Origin of the sequence: Clostridioides sp. ES-S-0001-03, from assembly GCF_020676075.1 — a bacterium.
GTDB lineage: Bacteria > Bacillota > Clostridia > Peptostreptococcales > Peptostreptococcaceae > Clostridioides.
The window spans coordinates 253792-275452 of sequence record NZ_JACVWJ010000004.1 but is presented as its reverse complement, the minus strand read 5'-3'; the positions used below and the strand labels follow the sequence as shown (position 1 = coordinate 275452).

The 21661-nt window shown below is 28.8% G+C and carries 12 protein-coding genes; all 12 read left to right on the top strand.

The annotated features are described in order from the left end of the window. The first annotated feature begins 11 nt into the window (after positions 1–11). The 12 genes from gpr to IC174_RS10165 all read left to right on the top strand — a co-directional run bounded on the left by gpr (position 12) and on the right by IC174_RS10165 (position 21659). Positions 12–962, top strand: a complete 951-nt coding sequence (gene gpr / locus IC174_RS10220) for a GPR endopeptidase (protein WP_227432564.1) — start codon at positions 12–14, stop codon at positions 960–962. 17 nt (positions 963–979) lie between these two features. Then, entirely contained in the window at positions 980–1987 is a 1008-nt protein-coding gene (gene spoIIP / locus IC174_RS10215) for a stage II sporulation protein P (RefSeq protein WP_227482850.1), read from the top strand. 29 nt (positions 1988–2016) lie between these two features. Then, positions 2017–2265 (top strand): hypothetical protein, encoded by a 249-nt coding sequence (locus tag IC174_RS10210; RefSeq protein WP_227482849.1) that lies wholly within the window; start codon positions 2017–2019, stop codon positions 2263–2265. 282 nt (positions 2266–2547) lie between these two features. After that, complete coding sequence (lepA, locus tag IC174_RS10205) at positions 2548–4353, top strand: translation elongation factor 4 (RefSeq protein WP_227482848.1); 1806 nt, start codon at positions 2548–2550, stop codon at positions 4351–4353. 160 nt (positions 4354–4513) lie between these two features. Then, positions 4514–5851, top strand: a complete 1338-nt coding sequence (locus IC174_RS10200; protein ID WP_227432568.1) for a CCA tRNA nucleotidyltransferase — start codon at positions 4514–4516, stop codon at positions 5849–5851. A 236-nt stretch (positions 5852–6087) separates the two neighbouring features. After that, entirely contained in the window at positions 6088–7401 is a 1314-nt protein-coding gene (locus IC174_RS10195) for an APC family permease (protein WP_227482847.1), read from the top strand. A gap of 173 nt (positions 7402–7574) precedes the next feature. Further along, positions 7575–8750: a radical SAM family heme chaperone HemW gene (hemW, locus tag IC174_RS10190; RefSeq protein ID WP_227482846.1), complete on the top strand. Its 1176-nt coding sequence runs from the start codon at positions 7575–7577 to the stop codon at positions 8748–8750. Between the two features lie 102 nt (positions 8751–8852). Next, positions 8853–9872: a heat-inducible transcriptional repressor HrcA gene (gene hrcA / locus IC174_RS10185; protein ID WP_227432571.1), complete on the top strand. Its 1020-nt coding sequence runs from the start codon at positions 8853–8855 to the stop codon at positions 9870–9872. 29 nt (positions 9873–9901) lie between these two features. Continuing rightward, entirely contained in the window at positions 9902–10522 is a 621-nt protein-coding gene (gene grpE / locus IC174_RS10180) for a nucleotide exchange factor GrpE (protein WP_227432572.1), read from the top strand. Positions 10523–10615: 93 nt separating this feature from the next. Next, the gene (gene dnaK, locus IC174_RS10175) at positions 10616–12463 is read left to right on the top strand and encodes a molecular chaperone DnaK (protein ID WP_227432573.1); all 1848 of its coding nucleotides are present in this window, start codon (positions 10616–10618) and stop codon (positions 12461–12463) included. Positions 12464–12671: 208 nt separating this feature from the next. Continuing rightward, positions 12672–13826, top strand: coding sequence for a molecular chaperone DnaJ (gene dnaJ, locus IC174_RS10170; RefSeq protein WP_227432574.1), 1155 nt, complete (start codon positions 12672–12674; stop codon positions 13824–13826). Between the two features lie 399 nt (positions 13827–14225). Next, entirely contained in the window at positions 14226–21659 is a 7434-nt protein-coding gene (locus IC174_RS10165) for a SpvB/TcaC N-terminal domain-containing protein (protein WP_227482845.1), read from the top strand. The last annotated feature ends 2 nt before the right edge of the window (positions 21660–21661 follow it).

The window sequence follows — 21661 nt, the reverse complement described above, 5'->3', positions numbered from 1 at the left end:
TGGAGGTTTATATGATTAATGTAAGAACAGATTTGGCTTTAGAAGCTAGTGAAATGTGTGAAAAATCTCAAGAAGGAAGTAGTATTCCTGGGGTGGAAATAGAAACTAAAGAATTAGAAAATTGTGTTGTAACAAAAGTTGAAGTAATAGATGAACAAGGTTCAGAGATAATGAACAAAGATATAGGAAAGTATATAACCCTAGAAAGTAATCTTATGAAGTTTGATGATGATGAGTCAAGAGAAGAGATGATAAATTATCTAAAAGATGAATTAGTAGATGTATTTGGACAAGACAAAAATAAAAAGACACTAGTAATTGGTCTTGGAAATAGAAATATTACTTCTGATGCATTGGGTCCCAAAAGTGTATCTAAAACACTAGTAACTAGACATCTCTTTAAAAATTACAACAAGGATTATGATGATGATTTTACTGAGGTATCAGCTCTAAGTCCAGGGGTTATGGGTGTTACTGGGATAGAAACTAGTGAAGTAGTGAAGTCACTAGTTGAGAAAGTTAAGCCAGATAGAGTAGTAGCAATAGATGCACTAGCATCAAGAAAAATGGAAAGAGTAAACTCTACTATACAAATATCAACAGCAGGAATATCACCTGGTGGAGGTGTTGGTAATACAAGAAAATCTCTCACTAAAGAAACCTTAGGAGTGGATGTTATTGCAATAGGAGTTCCAACTGTGGTTGACGCAGCAACTCTTACTATAGATGTTTTGGATATGGCAATAGATAATTTAATATCTCAATCAGAAGAAACAGAAAGTTTTTATAATATGTTGAAAAAACTTAAAGAGGAAGAAAAATATCATCTAATAAAAGATTCGTTAGATCCATATGATAAGAACTTAATCGTAACACCAAAAGATATAGATGATACAATTGAAAATCTATCTATAATAATAAGTGAAGGTCTGAATAGGTCTTTACATCCAGGTAGATTGTAAAATAAGGAGGAGCAAATATGTTTAAAAAATGCATTAAAGTAGTAACCTTGACTTTTATATTAGCATGCATTTTACCAGGAAAATCATTGGCTTTAAATCAAGATGACTTTTTAAAGTTTTTAGTAAATTCATCTTATCCAGAAGCTAAAGTCGAAGGAAATAATACAGAAAATAAAAAGAGTGATAAAAATAAAGAAGCAAGTAAAGAAAGTAAAGATGAAAATAAAAAATCTGAGGATGTAAGTAAAGCCGACAATAAGAAAGAAAGCGAAAAAGAATATATAAAACTTTATGTTGGTAAAGAAAATGTTCCAGATATTGAGTCAAAAAACTCAGATACAACTGAAACTAGTACTGCATCTAGTGCAGAGTATAAAGATGACTTAAGAGTGACTAAAGAAAATCCAAGAATTTTGATATATCATACTCATGGGTGTGAAACTTATTCAAACTCACCTGATGGAAATTATCATTCAAGAGATAAGAAAAATTCAGTAATGGAAGTAGGAAATGCATTAACTAGTGCTTTAGACAGTAAGGGATGGGGTGTAGTCCATACTACTAAATACCATGACTATCCATCTTATAATAACTCTTATGCAAGTAGTTTAAAAACAATAAAAAGTATACTCCCTAAATATAATACAGTGGACATAGCAATAGATTTACATAGGGATGCTAGGGATTTAACTAATCCAGCCACTAAAGAAAAAGACCATTTGAAATATACAACTATGATAAATGGAGAGAGAGTATCTAAATTCTTCTTTGTTGTAGGAGGAAAAAATGAAAATAAAGCACAACTTAGAGCTTTAGCAGATGATATAACTGCTTTTGCTGAAAAGAAATATCCAGGCTTGGTGTCTCCAATAGTAGAAAAAGACTATGCTAGATTTAATCAATTTGCAGTTAAAAATCACATGTTAATAGAAATTGGAAATAATGCAACAAGTATAGAAGAATCTAAGGCTACTACAAAGTATCTTGCTGAAATTTTAGATGAATATTTTAAACAAAAAAATTAGATTGTTTAGTGTAATTAGGAGCATGTTGAATGAGCCGATTAGAAAGAAATATAGAAGGTAAAAGTAAACAAAGAAAATATAAGTATATTATGAGAATTATATTTTTAGTTATTATGATTATAGGTACATCCATTTGTGTATTTATAGTTGATAGTAATGCTAAAAGTATGTTGGGAATAAAACAACATAATTATTTCTCAAGCATTAAATTTGATATTACAAAGTTTGATATATCAGATTTTGATATACACAAAATCGTTGAAAAATTTAATAAGTAGGAAATAAGTGAATAAGGTTTATTGATTAAAATAAGCCTTATTTTAGTTATGTATCTTTAATTGTATAAAATAAAAACACATTAACTATATTTTATAGGATTTACTTTAAGTTTATGATATTATATAATATTTAGTGTTAGACTTGATAATCCACATATAATGTGGATAATTTTGTTTAATGCCAATTAGTTTATATTCAAAAATTTAAAATTTGATATATAAAAAGTTTTTATATAATATAAAATGATAACTATAAGAATAATCAAGAGGAGGGAATTTAAGGTGGACAATAAACAAAGTAGAACTAGAAATTTTAGTATAATTGCACATATAGACCATGGAAAGTCTACCTTAGCTGATAGATTAATACAACAAACGGGGCTTGTCAGTGAAAGAGACATGAAGAGTCAATTACTTGATAACATGGATCTTGAAAGAGAAAGAGGAATCACTATAAAGCTTCAAAATATAAGATTAATGTATAAGGCGAAGGATGGAAATGAATATTATTTAAATCTTATAGATACACCAGGACATGTAGACTTCAATTACGAGGTATCAAGAAGTTTAGTAGCATGTGAGGGAGCATTATTGGTAGTCGATGCAGCACAAGGTGTTGAGGCACAGACTTTAGCTAATGTGTATCTTGCAATAGACCAAGATTTAGAAATATTACCAATAATAAATAAAATAGATTTACCAAGTGCAAGACCAGATGAAGTAAAACATGAAATTGAAGATATAATAGGGCTTGATGCAAGTGAAGCACCTCTTATTTCAGCTAAAACAGGTTTAAATATAGAAGATGTTTTAGAAGATATTGTAAAAAATGTCCCTGCACCTAAAGGAGATAATGAAGCACCATTAAAGGCGTTAATATTTGACTCTTATTACGATGCTTATAAAGGTGTTGTAGCCTATGTTAGAGTGTTTGAAGGAACTGTTAAAAAAGGTATGACAATAAAAATGATGAATACTAAGAAAAAGTTTGAAGTAACTGAAGTTGGTGTTATGGCTCCAGGGCAAACTGAACTTAGTGAATTATCAGCAGGTGATGTTGGTTATATTGCTGCTAGTATAAAAGACATAAGAAGCTGTCGTGTAGGGGATACAATAACAGATTCAAATAATCCTACAGAAGAACCTTTACCAGGATATAAAAAAGCTACTCCAATGGTATATTGTGGTATATATCCAGGAGAAGGTGAAAAATATGAAAATGTAAGAGATGCTCTTGAAAAATTACAAGTAAATGATGCTGCCCTTGAATATGAGGCTGAAACTTCAGCAGCACTAGGGTTTGGGTTTAGATGTGGATTTTTAGGTCTTTTACATATGGAAATAATGCAAGAAAGACTTGAGAGAGAATTTAATCTTGATATAATAACTACAGCACCATCTGTTATATACAGAGTTACAAAAACTGACGGAGAAGTTGTAATGATACAAAATCCTGCAAATTTGCCAGAAGTAGCTGAGATAAGAATGATAGAAGAACCTATAGTAAAAGGAGATATAATAGTTCCTAAAGATTATGTAGGTGTTGTTATGGAACTTTGCCAGGAAAGACGTGGAAATATGTTAAACATGGAATATATAGATGAGAGAAGAGTAATGCTTCATTACGACCTTCCTCTTAATGAAGTTGTTTATGATTTCTTTGATGCCTTAAAATCAAGAACTAGAGGATATGGTTCTCTTGATTATGAGATTAAGGGATATGTTGCATCTACTCTTGTAAAACTTGATGTTTTAATTAATAAAGAGCAAGTTGATGCACTTAGTTTTATTGTACATGAAACTCGTGCTTTCCCTAGAGGAAAGGCAATGTGTGAGAAATTAAAAGGAGAAATTCCAAGACATCAATTTGCTATACCTATACAAGCTGCTGTTGGTAATAAGGTTATTGCAAGAGAGACAATAAGTGCTTTAAGAAAAGATGTACTTGCTAAATGTTATGGTGGAGATATATCTCGTAAGAAGAAACTTCTTGAAAAACAAAAAGAAGGTAAGAAGCGTATGAGACAAATTGGCTCTGTTGAAGTTCCTCAAAAAGCATTTATGTCTGTACTTAAGTTGGATGAATAATTTATTAAATTTTTATAAATTTAGATAAATATACTTAAAAGCTAGAGTGATTTTAGAATTATTTCTAAATTAATCTAGTTTTTTTGTGGTATATTTTAATTAAACACATAGAGAATATAAGTAAGAGTATATTAAAGAAAAAATAAAAAAGGTGATATTTATGACTAATATAGAAATTCCTAAAAAAGTGGATTATATAATTAAAGAATTAGAAAAGAATGGTTATGAGGCATATGTAGTTGGAGGATGTGTGAGGGATTGTTTATTAGAAAAAATTCCAAATGACTGGGATATAACAACTAGTGCAAGACCTGAAAAAGTGGTAGAGATATTTGAAAGGACTATTCCAACTGGTATACAACATGGTACTGTAACAGTCATGATTGAACATGAGCCATTTGAAGTGACAACATATAGAATAGATGGAAGTTATAGTGATGGTAGACATCCAGATTCAATAGAATTTACAAATGATATAGTTAAGGATTTGTCAAGAAGAGATTTTACTGTTAATGCAATTGCATACAATTCAAAGACTGGATTAGTTGACCCATTTAATGGTTGTGAGGATATACAAAATAAGTGTATTCGTTGCGTTGGAAATCCAGTAGATAGATTTGAAGAAGATGCACTTAGAATGCTTAGAGCGATTAGATTTTCTGCACAGCTTAATTTTAAAATAGCTGAAGATACTAAACAAAGTATCTACAGAAACGCAGATTTAATAAAATGTGTGTCTATGGAAAGAATTCAAGTAGAATTCAATAAAATGCTAATATCTGATTCATCTAAGTTAAATTTATTAATTTCAACAGGATTATTAAAATTTATAATTCCTGAAATATGTGACTTAGAAGATGTTATTCAAAATAATCCATATCATATTTATAATGTTGGAAAACATACATTGATAGCTACTGAAGTAATTGAAGATGAATTATATCTAAAGCTTACAATGTTATTTCATGATTTGGGTAAAAAAATTACTAAAACGACAGATAAAAATGGAATTGACCATTTTTATAGTCACAGTAGGGAGTCTGTCAAAATAGCAAAGCAAATTTTGAAGAGACTTAAGTATGATAATTATACTATTAATAAAGTTTTAATATTAATACAATATCATGATTATAGAATAGAACCAAAAAGAAAAATTATTAAAAAGTTATTAAATAAACTTGGAGACGTTGAACTATTTGAAGATTTAATAAAGGTTAATTGGGCTGACACACTTGCTAAAAACCCAAAATATGCAAAACAGAAAATATTAAACCTTATTGAGAGTGAAAAGGAATTTAAACATATAATAAGTCAAAATGAATGCTTTCATATTAAAGACTTAGCTATTAATGGAAACGATTTAATGTCTATAGGTGTTAAACCAGGTAAAGATATAGGGTATCTATTAAATAAGATGCTTGAAATTGTTATTAATAATCCAGAACTAAATGAAAAAGAAATTTTAAAAGGAAAAGTATTAGATATATATACATTTTAAGTTAAAAGATTAAACTTTAATTTAATTAATTTAAGATAGTAAATATAATTTACATTAAAAAAATAGACAGTCTTTAAAGGTTGAAATTATGAAGGTTGGTATTCTATAATTTTAAATGTATAGCAAATTAATATAAAGTTAGTAAGTTAATATAAAAAAAAACTTTGGGAATACTAAAACCATAAATTTATAAAATTAATATTTTATGCACTTATAAAACAGTAAGGAGGGACATCATGCGTACTCAACTACAAAAGACTATTGGTCTTTCAGCAGCTCTTTCTACTGTTGTAGGTATGGTTATAGGTTCAGGAGTTTTTTTTAAGCCACAGGCAATATATACCACAACTAATGGAGCTCCAGGACTAGGTATTATAGCATGGCTTTTAGGTGGATTTATAACAATAACAGCTGGACTTACAGCTACAGAAATATCAGCTGCTATCCCAAAAACTGGTGGTATGATGATTTATATTGAAGAAATATATGGAGAAAAATTAGGATTTTTAACTGGATGGATGCAAACTGTATTATTTTTTCCAGGTACGTCAGCAGCATTAGGGGTAATATTTGCTCAACAAGCATCTGAACTTTTAAATATGAGTCCAAACAATATGTCAGTTGTGCTTCCAATAGCAATTGGAGTAATACTGTTTTTATCATTACTTAATATAATAGGTTCATCATTGGGAGGAAAAGTTCAGACAGTAGCTACTATTGGAAAAATGATACCATTAGCTCTAATAATAATATTTGGATTTATTAAAGGCCAAAGTAGTGAGATATTAAATCCATTTGTAGGTGATGGAGTTAATGTATCAAGCGCACTTGGACAAGTATTAATAGCAACGTTGTTTGCATATGATGGATGGATAAATGTCGGTGCTATCTCAGGAGAGATGAAATCTCCAGAAAAAGATTTACCAAGAGCAATAGTTGGTGGGCTATCATTAGTTATGGCAATATATATTATAATAAATGTAGCATATCTTTGGGTTGTGCCAGCAAGTGAATTAGCAACTGTTACTTCACCAGCAACATTAGTTGCAAAAAAATTATTTGGAAATTTAGGTGGAAAAGTAATAACTGTGGGTATATTAATATCAGTGTTTGGTACATTAAATGGATATTTATTAACAGGGTCAAGAATACCATATACATTAGCTGAAAAAGGAACTTTGCCTGCTTCTAAGGTTTTATTAAAAGTAAATTCTGGTGGGTCTCCTGTAAATTCAATACTGCTCATAACTGTATTAGCATGTATATATGCTTTATCTGGTCAATTTAATCTTTTGACAGATTTAACTATATTTTCAATATGGGTATTTTACGTATTGACTTTTGTTGGAGTTATAAGGCTTAGAAGAGAACAACCAAATTTACACAGACCGTATAAAGTTCCTTTATATCCAATAATACCAATTATAGCTATATTAGGTGGATTATTTGTAATAATAAATCAAATACTGACTTCAACAGCAGTATCTTTAGGTGGTATATTTATAACCCTACTTGGATTACCAGTTTATTATTATATGAAGAAAAAATAGTCATTTATTTTAAGTTGAAAAATTTGGATAAAAGTAAAAATCTACTTTTATCCAAATTTTTTATGATATTACATAGTGAAGATGCTTTATATGTTATTTGATGAGTTATTTTGTTTGATTTATAATTTAATAACTGATGCTTTAAGATAATTTTAAGAAATGAGGAATATAAAATGTTAGGACTTTATATACATATCCCATTTTGTGTGAAAAAATGTAAGTATTGTGATTTTAATTCTTATAAAATGGACCTAGATTCAAAAAAAAGATATATAGAAGATTTGAAAATAGAAATGGAGTTATACAGTAATAAATTAAATAGAGATGATAAATACAAAAATAAAGAAGATTTCAATTTAGACAAAAACGATATAATAACAAGTATATTTATAGGTGGAGGAACACCTAGTATTTTAACATCTGAAGAAATAAGAGAAGTAGTTGTAAGTGTAAAAGAAAAATTCAATATAGACAAAAACGCAGAAATAACCATAGAATGTAATCCTGGCACACTGACACTAGAAAAATTAGAAACTATGAAAGAAGTTGGTATCAATAGACTTAGCATAGGGTTACAAGCTGTCCAAGAAAAGCATTTGAACTTTATAGGAAGAATACATAGTTATAAAGAATTTGAGAAAAACTATATGGACGCACTGAGTGTAGGATTTAAAAATATTAATATAGACTTAATGTATAGTCTTCCCAATCAAACACTATGTGATTGGAAGGAAACTCTTGAAAAAGTTACAGATTTAAATCCAACACATATATCAGCATATTCTCTTATATTAGAAGAAGGTACTGAACTGTATAATATGTATGAAAATAATCAATTTGACCTTATAGATGAAAATATAGATATAGAAATGTATGAGTATACAATAAACTATTTAAAATCAAAAGGATACAATCAATATGAAATATCAAATTACTCACAAGAAGGCTATAATTGTAAACATAATATTTTATATTGGGAATGTGAACACTATATAGGTCTTGGAGCAGGAGCTTCTGGTTATATTGATAATAATAGATATAATAATTTAGAATCTTTAGAGGATTATCATTTAAGTCTGATTAAAGGAGAGAAGCCAATACAAGATAGTGAAAATCTTTCTATAAAAGATATGATAGAAGAAAAGATATTTATGGGTCTTAGAATGAATAAGGGAATAAAATTTAAAGATTTTGAAAAAAATTTTGGAATAGATTTTAGAAAAAAATACAGTAAGCAGATAGAAATGTTACTAGCTAGAGACCTTATAAACCAAAGCTTTGAGGGAATACAATTAACTCAAAAGGGAAGAGAAATATCTAATAGTATATTTATAGAATTTATGGAATGATTTTTAGGGTGTTGACAAAATAAATTTATAATGGTATATAATATATATAATCTTTTTAGCACTCGAACTTAGTGAGTGCTAACAGCTAGGAGGTATAATAATATGGAATTAAATGAAAGAAAATTAAATATCCTCAAAGCTATAGTTAAAGATTATATAGAAACAGCTGAAGCTATAGGTTCTAGAACAATATCTAAAAGGCATGATTTAGGTGTTAGTGCTGCCACCATAAGAAATGAAATGGCTGACCTTGAAGAATTAGGATATTTAATTCAGCCACATACTTCTGCGGGTAGAGTTCCATCTGAAAAAGGCTATAAGTTATATGTAAACTCTCTTATGAGTAAAAGTGAATTAGATGATAATGATAAGATTCTTATTGAACAATGTATGAATCATAACATAAATCATATAAAAGAATTAATTCATGAAACGTCTAAGCTATTATCTCAATTAACTAACTACACAACTGTAGCAGTTACTAAGAGTTTAATAAATCAAAGCGTCATAAAGCATATACAGTTAGTTGCTATGCATGACAATAATATTTTACTTATAGTTGTAACAGATAAAGGGGACTTAAAAAAAGCTAACCTTACAACTAATGTATATTTAGATCAATCTAAGTTAAATTTGATTTCTGATAATCTTACAAAGAAGCTCTTAGGAAAAAGTATAACAGATTTAGATGATAATCTGATTGCTTTTATTAAATATGAAATAAGTGAGTATTCAGGGTTTATAGATGAACTTTTAAATGCCCTAAACTCAAATATGGAAGAAGAAGATTTTTCTCTATCATTAAATGGAGCCACTAATATATTTAGTTATCCAGAATTCAATGATGTGTTAAAAGCAAAGTCATTTTTAAATATGTTAGAAAGAAAGGAAACAATAGCTGACATAATTAAATCAAAGGGAATACAAAAAGAAAATCTAAATATAATAATTGGTAGTGATAATGATTGTAAATTGGCACAGGATTGTAGTATAGTTACAGCAACTTATAATGTAGACAGAGACTTAGTTGGGCGAATAAGCTTCATAGGACCTACAAGAATGGATTACGCTAGAATTTACTCTATAATAAATTATATGAGTTTATTAATTAATAGAAAGTAAAGAAATTTTAAATTGAGGGGTGTAAAGTCTTGGATAAAAAAAATGAGCAACAAGAAGTAAAAGAAGAAAATGATACTTCTATTAACCAAGAATCTGAAACTCAAGTAGAGTTAGAAGATGAAGTTGTTAATGAAGAATGTGAAGAGTCAAGCGAAAAAACTGATGAAGAAAAAGCTGATGATGAAAATGTAACAGATATAAATTCTAAATTAGCAGAAAAAAAATTAAAAGATGAAGTAGATGAATTAAATGACAAATATCAAAGACTTCAAGCCGAATATGCAAACTATAGAAGAAGAACTCAACAAGAAAAAGAAACAATTGGTGTGTTTGCAAATGAGAAAATAATAACTGAGTTAATACCAGTTATAGATAGTATGGAAAGAGCCTTAGATGCATGTGAAGATAAGGAAGATACTATGTATAAGGGTATAAGCCTTGTACATAAACAATTAATAGATACTCTAGTAAAATTTGGAGTAGAAGAAATAGAAGCAGAATCTAAGGAATTTGACCCAAACTTACATCTAGCAGTTATGCAAGAGAGTGTAGATGGAGTAGAAGCAAATCAAATAGTGATGGTACTTCAAAAAGGATATAAGCTAGGAACTAAAGTTATAAGACCTTCAATGGTTAAAGTTTCTTGCTAAGTATATAAATTAAGGTTAAAATATTTAGCCTAATATAAAATACACAAATAAGTAAAATTTAATTATACAATTACTCAAGGAGGATTTTTAGTCATGGGAAAAATAATAGGAATAGATTTAGGAACAACAAATTCATGTGTTGCAGTATTAGAAGGTGGAGAAGCACAAATAATAGCAAATAATGAAGGTATGAGAACTACTCCATCAGTAGTGGCATTTACAAAAGATGGTGAAAGAATAGTTGGAGAACCTGCAAAAAGACAAGCAGTTACAAATGCAGATAAAACAATAACTTCAATAAAAACTCACATGGGAACTGATTACAAAGTGAATATAGATGGAAAATCATATACTCCACAAGAAATATCAGCAATAATATTACAAAAATTAAAATCAGATGCAGAAAGTTACTTAGGACAAACAGTAACAGAAGCAGTTATAACAGTTCCAGCGTACTTTACAGATGCTCAAAGACAAGCTACTAAAGATGCTGGTAGAATAGCAGGGTTAGATGTTAAGAGAATAATAAACGAGCCAACAGCAGCAGCTCTTGCTTATGGTATGGATAAATTAGACCAAGAAAAGAAAATATTAGTATTTGACTTAGGTGGAGGAACTTTTGACGTATCTATACTTGAAATAGGTGATGGTACTTTTGAAGTTTTAGCTACAGCTGGTAACAATAGATTAGGTGGAGATGACTTCGACCAAATAGTAATAGACTATTTAGCAGATGAATTCAAAAAAGCTGAAGGTGTAGATTTAAGAAATGATAAAATGGCTCTTCAAAGATTGAAAGAAGCAGCAGAAAAGGCTAAGAAAGAATTATCATCAACAATGAATTCAAACATAAACTTACCTTTCATAACTGCTACAGCAGAAGGTCCAAAGCATTTAAATATAGATTTATCAAGAGCTAAATTTGAAGAACTAACTAGAGGTTTAGTTGAAAAAACTATGGAACCAACTAAGAGAGCTTTACAAGATGCAGGACTTTCTACAAGTGAAATAGATGATGTATTACTAGTTGGTGGTTCTACAAGAATACCAGCAGTTCAAGATGCTGTTAAGAAATTTATAGGAAAAGATCCTCATAAAGGTATAAACCCAGATGAATGTGTTGCAGCAGGAGCTTCTATACAAGCAGGAGTTTTAGCAGGAGATGTTAAAGACTTATTATTACTAGACGTTACTCCATTATCTCTTGGTATAGAAACTATGGGTAATGTAATGACTAAGATAATAGAAAGAAACACTACAATACCAACTAAGAAATCTCAAGTATTCTCAACTGCTGCTGATAACCAAACAGCTGTTGATATACATGTACTTCAAGGTGAAAGAAGTATGGCTTATGACAATACAACTTTAGGAAGATTCCAATTAACTGATATACCACCAGCACAAAGGGGAATACCTCAAATAGAAGTTACATTTGATATAGATGCAAATGGTATAGTTAATGTTTCAGCTAAAGATTTAGGTACAGGAAAAGAACAAAAAATAACTATAACATCAAATACTAATTTATCAGAAGCAGATATAGAACAAAAAATAAAAGAAGCTGAGATGAATGCTGAAGCTGACAAACAGAAAAAAGAGAAAATAGAAGCATTTAACCAAGCTGAATCTACTATATATCAAACTGAAAAAACTTTAAATGAGCTTGGAGATAAAATAAGTGCAAGTGATAAAGAAGATATAGAAAAAGCAATAGCAGACTTAAAAGTTGTAAAAGATAATCAAGATGCTACAGCAGAAGAACTTAAGAAAGCTACAGAAGAAGTAATGACTAAGTTCCAAAAAGTATCTCAAGAAATGTACCAAAAGGCAGCTCAAGAACAACAAGCAGCACAAGGTGCAGAGCAAGCTCAAGATAATGGACCTAAAGATGACAATGTAGTAGATGCTGACTTTAAAGAAGTAGATGAAGATAAATAAGCTATATAATATAACATCAAATGATAATTGAAGAATAGATTATTTATGAAAATCATATAGATATTAAAGATATATGGACAATATACATCATAAAGAATATAATATATCATAGATTATATAACTTAAAGTAGAATATAAGAATTAATGATAGCTTGTAGTTTATTATTCTACAAGCTATCGTTTTGTAAAATGAAGGTGGTGTCAATTTTTGAGTACAAAAAGGGATTATTATGAAGTCTTAGGTATCAGTAAAGGTGCAGAAGCTCAAGAGATAAAAAAAGCTTACAGAAAGTTAGCAATGAAGTACCATCCAGATAGAAACCCTGGTGATGAAGAGGCTGAAGAAAAGTTTAAAGAAATAAATGAAGCTTATGAAGTACTTTCAGATGATACAAAGAGAAAGACTTATGACCAATTTGGACATGATGGGCTAAATGGTCAAGGAGGCTTTGGAGGCCAAGGAGGATTTAATGGCCAAGGCTTTGGTGGATTTGAAGATATGTTTGGAGATATATTTGGTGACATGTTTGGAGGGGGCTTCGGAGGTGGAAGACAAAGAAGAAGAGGTCCACAACGTGGTGCAGATATAAGACAAAATGTTACTATATCTTTTGAAGAAGCTGCATTTGGTAAAAAAATGTCTATAAAGCTAAATAGAAGTGAAGAATGTGATGAGTGTGATGGAACTGGAGCAAAACCAGGAACATCAAAGAAAACTTGTTCAACTTGTAATGGAACTGGCCAAGTTAGAACTGTTCAAAGAACTCCATTTGGAAATATAGCAAGCTCAAGACCTTGTAGTACTTGTAATGGAACTGGAGAAGTAATTGAATCTCCTTGTAGCAAATGTCATGGAACTGGAAACACAAGAAAAGTTAAGACTATAGAAGTAGATATACCTGCAGGTATAGATGATGGTCAAATGATAAAACTTGCTGGTCAAGGTGAAGTGGGAGAAAAAGGTGCTCCAAGAGGAGACTTATACATTGTAGTTAATGTAAAATCTCATCCATTGTTTACTAGAGATGGAAATGATATTTACTTTGAGATGCCAATTACATTTGTTCAAGCAACTTTAGGTGATGAAATAGAAGTACCTACTTTGGATGGAAAAGTTAAGTATAGTGTGCCAGAAGGAACACAAACTGGAACTGTATTTAGACTTAAAGAAAAAGGGATTCCTAGAATTAGAGGTAATTCAAGAGGAGACCAATATGTCAAAGTTGTAGTCGAGATTCCTAAAAAATTAAATGATAAGCAAAAAGATCTGTTAAGAGAATTTGCGAAGGAGTGCGGGTCGAACGTCCACGAAAAGAAAAAAACATTCGGACAGAAAATAGAAGATATGTTTAAGAAAAAGTAGTTAAAATAGCCAATATAATGTAATCATATTCTTTAGAATCTAAATTATTTAGTTATAAGATTTTGAATTAATATAATATGATTTTTATATTGGCTATTTTTAATTTTGAGTATGTAAAATATGTATAAATAATTTCTTTATAATACTCACCATTATAATGTAGTTGATGACAAAAATACTTATGTTTTTTAACGTGAGCTTTGTGGCAGGTATTAACTATATAACTTTTTTTTATAAAATAATTGTTTTGACCAAATGTACATTTTAGACGACCAGTTACGCATAAATTGTTGAATATTCTTTTAAATATCTATATACTTTATAGTATAATTTATCAGAAAATTTAGAAAAAAGGATATAAAAAGAAAATCTAATGAAATTATAGGCGGTGTTAATCATATGGAAAGTAATAATAAAGGTGTGTTTAACAATGGAACAATTTCTATAGGTGAAGTATCTATGCCTAAAGGTGGTGGCGCAATAAAAGGTATGGGTGAGACTTTTAGTTCAAATCCATTTACAGGAGTTGGAAATTTTTCTATACCAATAAAAACTTCAAAAGGTCGAGGTTTTGAACCAGATATTTCTTTAAATTATAACTCTGGTGCTGGGAATGGTCCATTTGGATTAGGATTTTCTATTTCATTGCCTTATATATCTAGAAATACGGAGAAGGGTGTGCCTACATATGAGGATATTTTGGATAAGTTTATATTATCTAATTCATCAGAACTTGTAAAAACATGTGATAATAGAAAACAAATGAAGAAATCAAAAAATTTAAATTCCTCATGGGAAGTGACTTCATATTTACCTAGAGTAGAAGGAGACTTTTCAAGAATAGAATATTGGAAGAGTAAAGAGAGTTCTTATTGGAAAATTACTACAAAAGATAACATTACATCAATCTATGGCAAGTCTTTAAATTCAAAAGTTGCAAATCCAAACAATGACAGTCAAATATTTATGTGGCTTATTGAAGAAAGTTTTGATTCAAAAGGAAATAAAATTGAGTATATTTATAAACAAGAAAATAATGAAAATATAATAGATAAATCTAATTATGTAGATAGAAGATTTGATTCATATAAATATATACATAAAATAAGATATGGGAACTATTTTGATAAACAAAAAAAAGAAAAATGGGCCTTTGAAGTGGTCTTTGATTATGGTGAATATGAATTAGAAGATACTTTATTAAAAACGAGTCAGTCGAATCCATATGTATATACAAATATGTGGAAAGTGAGAAAAGATTCTTTTTCGTCATATAGAAGTGGATTTGAAATAAGAATTTGTAGGCTTTGTAGAAATATATTAATGTTTCATAAATTTGAAAATGAACTTGGAGAGATACCATGCCTTGTAAATGTAACTAACTTAAAATATGAAGAAACACTGCAAATGTCTATGCTATCAGAAGTTCAACTGAAAGGATACAGAAGGAATAAAGATAATAGTTATTTTTTAAAATCTATGCCTCCAATAAAGTTAGGATATTCTAGTTTTAATCCAAATAATAAAAAATTCAATTTATTAAAAACAAAAGATGATTCTAATTTACAAGGATATTTACAAAAAACTAAGTTTAATTTTATAGATATTTATGGTGATGGTTTACCAGGAATTTTAATGAGCAATGAAGAGTCTACATTTTTTTGGAGAGCAGAAGGAGATGGAAAATATGGATTTTTAGAAAAACCAATTAAGTTTCCTATTGAAAAAGATTTAACTTCCTCTAATTATTTTTTAATGAGTCTTGAAGGTAATGGCAAATTGAACTTTATTGTTTCAAAAACAGAAAGAGCAGGATTTTATGAGTGTGAAAGTAATGGAGATTGGAAACAATATATGGATTTTGAATATTTTCCTATGGAATTTACAAGAAGCAGTAGAAAAGAAATGGTTGATATAAATGGAAGAGGACTAATAGATATTGCTATATTTGGAGATGATTACCTAAATGTGTATTCATCTATTAAAAAAAGTGGTTTTAGTAGAGCAAATAGAATTGATTTTGGAAATAGAATAAGTTCAGGAGAATTTCCATATAAGAATAGTGAAAACATAAATGAATTTATTGGATTTGGTAATGTACTTGGAGACGGTCTTTATCATAGAATTAGAGTCCGAAATGGATGTTTTGAATGTTGGCCAAATTGTGGTCATGGTAATTTTGGAGAAAAAATATTGTTGAGAAATGCACCAAAGTTTGATGAAGATTTGGATATATCAAGAATTCATTTTGCAGATATTGATGGTTCGGGAACTATGGATATATGTTATGTATATTTAGATAGAGTAGATATATATCTAAATTTAAGTGGCAATAGATTTAGTGATGCAATATCAATACCATTACCAGAGAATTACTCAAAGTTTGACCAAATAAACTTTGAAGATGTAAATGGAAATGGAGCTTCTTGTATGATATTTACAAAGGTAGGAGAAATAATAAAGCACTATGTTTATGATTTTACAAATAACTCAAAGCCATATTTATTAACTAATATAGATAATTCTTTAGGTATGTTGACAAATATAACTTATTCTAGTTCTGTAAAGTTTTATCTTGAAGATAGGGCTTTAGGTAAAGAATGGCAGACAAAGTTACCATTTCCACTACATGTAGTGGAAAAGATAGAGTTTATTGATGAGATTTCAGAATCTAAATTTACAGAATATTACAAATATCATTCTGGTTATTATGATTATGTGGAACGAAAGTTTAGAGGATTTGGGTTTGTTGAAAATTGGAACTCAGAAAAGATTAATTCAAGTCTAGAAAATCCACTCATAGTACCTACTACTTATATAAAAAAATGGTATCATACAGGGTGTTGTGATCAATTAGAAAATATATCTAAACTTAATGAAGAAGACTTTTTTTCTGAAGATTTGGATGCCTATGTACTACCAGATATTATATTAGATAGTTCTATTAACAAAAAAGATTCAGAAGAACTGAGAGAGGCATATATCTCTTTAGCTGGAAAAATTTTGCGTGAAGAAACTTATGGATTAGATAGTGATATAGAAATTTCAGATATACCATATACTGTGTCTGAAACTAACTTTAAGATAGTAAAGCTTCAAGATAAAATAGAAAATAATTTTGGTGTGTTTTATTCTCATCCAACTGAGTGTATAACATACAATTATGAAAGATTAGTAAAAGACCCACGTATAGCACACAAATTTATATTAGATGTAGATAAGTTTGGTAATATAGAAAAATCTTGTGAAGTATATTACCCAAGAAGGTTTAAAATAATAAACCAAAATAGTGTTTATAGTAAACAATACAACCTTAATATAACAGCAGAATGTACAAAATTTATAAATGAAACTGAAGATTTTAATTTAATTGGAATTGCATATGAACATAGTTTATTTGAGATAGGAGAAGTATCATTAAATGGAAAAATCTATTTTTCATATGATGAAATCAAAATAATAACAAATGAATCTTTTTGTAATGTAGTAAATTACAATGAAAGTTTCAAAAAAGGAAAAGTACAAGCTAGATGTATTTCTTGTGATAGAAAATATTTTTGGAATGAGCATCAGGATAATTTACTGGATTTAGGAAAGATAACTGATAAAGCGTTACTTCATCATCAGGAATTTGCTGTTATGCCAGAAACTTTAGTAAATGATATATTTGCGGATAGGATAAATGATAATATATTAGTTCAAGATTGTGGTTATATCAAAAAAGAAAATTATTGGTGGAATAGAGGGCTTGTTCAAAGTTATTTTACTAGAGAAGAAAATGGATTTTTTATGCCTATATCAAATGAAAATTTATTTATAGAAAAAGATTCAAAATTATATTGTAAAAAATATATTGAGTATGATGAATATAGATTATTTCCAATTAAAATAGGAGAATATTTGTCTGAGCAAATATCAAATGAATCAGAGTTTATAATTGACTATATAACTACTTTACCAAAACAATTGAAAGATATAAATGGTAATATATATCAAGTTATTTTTGATCCATTAGCAATGGTAATTGCAAAATCTAACTATGGTATTGTTGATGAAAGTTTTCAGGGAAACGGAGATTTAGATATATATAAATATTTAGAGAATGCTACGTTTAAAGAGGTTATAAAAAATAATCAAAAATATTTACAAATGGCATCTGAATTTTTCTTTTATGATTTGTGGGAATGGAGTGATAATAAAAAACCAGCTTGCTTTATTCAACTTGTAAGAGAGAATTATTTAAGTGAGATTCAAACTAAGGAAGAAGATAAGGTTCAAATTAATATAGGTTTTTCAGATGGTTTTGGTAGAAATATAGAACAAAAAACTAAAGTTGATTCAGGAAAAGCAATCTTATATAACAAAGGAAATCTTATATATAACAAGTTAGGAGAAGTATCAACTGGGTATGTGGATGAACGTTGGCAAGTGTCCGGAAGAGTAGTGTACAACAATAAGGGAAAACCTATAAAGCAGTTTAAGCCATATTTTTCATCAACTTCTGAATATGAACAACAAAAATATCTAGATAATATATTAACTGCATCAGAAGTTATTTATTATGATTCAATTCTTAGGGTTGTGAAGATTGAAAAAGCTAAAGGTATACCATCAAAATGTTCTATAGTAAAGAATGTATTTACTAAAGTTAAGTATTCTCCATGGGAGGAAATTCACTATGATGAAAATGACACATTAGTAGATTCAGATTATTTCAATGAATATATAAATAATTATCCTGAAAATCCTACTGTAGAACAAGAATATGAGAAAAAAGCACTTTTAAAAGCTAGTAAATTTTATAATACCCCTGAAAAAAAAGTATTTGATAATATGGGAAATCAATATCTATTTATAAGGGATAACCTAGGTGAAGTTTATAAGGATTCATTTAAAGAGATAGCTTGTAAAAGAGGTATAAGTGTAGATGATATATGGAATGAGCTTTTGGGTAAGGAATATATAAAACCAAGCAAGATTCAAGAAAACAAAATTTTAAGTGGATGGGTATCTGAAAAATTTCAACCATATAGTAGTAATTTTAAATTAGAGATAGATGAGAAATATGAAAGTTGCAGTAATGAGTTAATAGATTTTATGAAAAAGAGTTGTCTAACAACGTTTAATGATATAGATGTAACTGGTAAGATTAAGCGTAGTGTAGATGCAAGATTGTATTATTCAAACATTAGTGAAAAAACAGATTTTTGTAATTTTAAGTATTTTTATGATATGAAAGGTAATGAAATTTATGTAGAAAGTGCAGATGCAGGTATAAAGTTAAACCTATTAAATATGTATAATAAGCCTACACATTTATGGGACTTAAGAGGTTTTCATAAAAAAATATATTATGATAATCTACAAAGAATTAAAGAAATTTATGTTGATGGAAGATGTGAAAGTGGTCTAAACATAAATCAAACTGTAGAAAAGTATGTTTATGGAGAATTTTATAATCAAGATATTAAAAAGGTGAAAAGTAGGAACCTAATAGGCAAAATTTATAAACATTATGATAGTGCAGGTATAGCTATCTCAGATATTTATGATTTGAATGGTAAGGCTATTAGTGTTAGTAGACAGTTTGCTTCCGATTATAAGAATGAAATTAATTGGGATAAAATAAGTAGTGTTCAGCTTGAAGAAGATGTATTTCATACTAAATATAAGTATGATGCACTTGAAAGATTAAAAATAGAAATTACACCAGATTTAAGTATATATAAAGCCAAGTATAATCAATTAGGTCTATTAAATGGTGTAGATGTATTTTTATCTGAAGAAAACAAAGAATACAATTTTATAAAAGATATAGAGTACAATGCAAATAAGCAAAGAACTAAGATTTATATGAATAATAGTTTAATTACTCAGTATACTTACGATGATATAGATTATAGGTTGAGAGGAATTAAGTCTATAAGGACAATAAATAAAAATGAGGCAGATAAAGGTAATGAGATGAGCACATTTCAAGAGTTAAAATATATATTTGACCCATGTGGAAATGTTATGACTATAATGGATAGTTCTTTGGAAGCAATATTAAAAAGCAAAAAACAAATAAGTCCTGTAATGGAGTACACATACGATGCTATGTATCAATTAATTAATGCAACTGGGAGGAAACATTCAGGTGTTATTGCAGATAAATCAGGTTGTGGCTTTGGAAATTCAAAATACATTAAACTAGGAACATTACATATAAATGATAGTGAAAAAATTGAAAATTATAGAGAGATGTACGGATATGATGATTCAGAAAATTTAGTATCTATAAAGCATATATCAGATAGTTTAACATGGATTAAATCTATTGATATTGATAAAAAATCAAATCATTCTCGTGGCATCAAGTATGGAAATAAAGATGAATTATATTATGAAACTAATTTTGATGAAAATGGTAATATGAGAAACTTAGAAACTATTTCTCAAATTTGCTGGAATTACAAAAATAATATATCTCATGTAGATACTTTAACTAGAGAAGATGAAATATGTGATAGTGATTATTATATATATGATGCAAATGGTCAACGTGTAAGAAAAGTTAGCGAAAGAAAGATAAATACAAATATTTTTGAGATAGAAGAAAAATTTTATATTGGTAATTTTGAAATTAAAAAGATAAAGAGGATAAATAATAAAAATGAAACTATAATTTTAAGTAGAAAATCTATAAAGGTAATGGATGATAAGAAATGTATATCAATGATCTATTTCTGGAATATTGATGAAAGACAACGAGAGACTAAAAATACTAATAAGTACTTTTTTAAATATCAGTTAGATAATAGTAATGGCTCATATTGTGTAGAGATAAATGAAAATGCAGAACTAATAACTTATGAGGAATACTATCCATATGGTGGAACAGCTCTGATTTTAGGAGAAGATGATAGAGAAGTTAATCTAAAGGAATACAGGTATTCAGCAAAAGAGAGAGATTTATCGACAGGACTATATTATTATGGGGAAAGGTATTATGCGTCTCATATTGGGAGATGGGTTTCAGCTGACCCTGCTGGTAAAGTGAATGGTTTAAATTTATACACATTTACTATAAATAATCCTATTAGATATAGTGATGATTTTGGAATGGATATAGGTGATAATTTTACCTTTGAAAGAGATGATTTACTTTACGGATTGCATGAATCAAGGTCTAAAGATATTTATATGAATGAAGTTAGAGCAGCTAATGGACGTAGCCGTTTAGGTGTAGGCCCCATAGTAGTGGACAATATGAATAACTTGTTTTTGGGAGTGCAAAGAGGTGAGACTTATGGTCAAGGTAAAGTAGCAATTAATGGGATGACTATAAGAACTCCTATTGTATCTAGATTTATGGCTTTTCTAGAGCATAATTTTTTAGGAAGTAAATTACCTAGAGATAGTAGCCCTTCTTCAATAAAAAGAAGAATCATATCTGGGTGTAAAGCAGGAATGTTGTTTACTGTTGCATCAGGAAAAACTATAAGGTTTGTGTTAGATGGATTGAATATAAGAAGTATATGCTACAATACTCATGAAAAAAGAAGCTATACAGAAAGAGAGCTTAGATTTATATATAAACGACGTAATGATGCAAATTTTATGCAAAACATAAAATTTTATAAAGAAGGTAGAGAAGTTGAAGCTCCATGGATAAGTAATAGTAAGTGGTGGAACACTTGGTATGAAAGTAAAACTGTTAAAGGGTATGGAAAGATTTTAAGTACACTTGAAAAAGTAGGATATGTTGCCTCTGTAATATTAGCTCCATTATTTCTTAACTTTGTTGCTAGTAAGGTTGGTTATAAGTTAAAAAAAGTTTTAAGTGTATAATA

What these genes read in the sequence shown, in the direction of transcription:
- hrcA (WP_227432571.1), top strand. Translation starts at nt 8,853, where the DNA reads ATGGAATTAAATGAAAGAAAATTAAATATCCTCAAAGCTATAGTTAAA.
- hemW (WP_227482846.1), top strand. Translation starts at nt 7,575, where the DNA reads ATGTTAGGACTTTATATACATATCCCATTTTGTGTGAAAAAATGTAAG.
- IC174_RS10165 (WP_227482845.1), top strand. Translation starts at nt 14,226, where the DNA reads ATGGAAAGTAATAATAAAGGTGTGTTTAACAATGGAACAATTTCTATA.
- IC174_RS10210 (WP_227482849.1), top strand. Translation starts at nt 2,017, where the DNA reads ATGAGCCGATTAGAAAGAAATATAGAAGGTAAAAGTAAACAAAGAAAA.
- spoIIP (WP_227482850.1), top strand. Translation starts at nt 980, where the DNA reads ATGTTTAAAAAATGCATTAAAGTAGTAACCTTGACTTTTATATTAGCA.
- dnaK (WP_227432573.1), top strand. Translation starts at nt 10,616, where the DNA reads ATGGGAAAAATAATAGGAATAGATTTAGGAACAACAAATTCATGTGTT.
- IC174_RS10195 (WP_227482847.1), top strand. Translation starts at nt 6,088, where the DNA reads ATGCGTACTCAACTACAAAAGACTATTGGTCTTTCAGCAGCTCTTTCT.
- gpr (WP_227432564.1), top strand. Translation starts at nt 12, where the DNA reads ATGATTAATGTAAGAACAGATTTGGCTTTAGAAGCTAGTGAAATGTGT.
- IC174_RS10200 (WP_227432568.1), top strand. Translation starts at nt 4,514, where the DNA reads ATGACTAATATAGAAATTCCTAAAAAAGTGGATTATATAATTAAAGAA.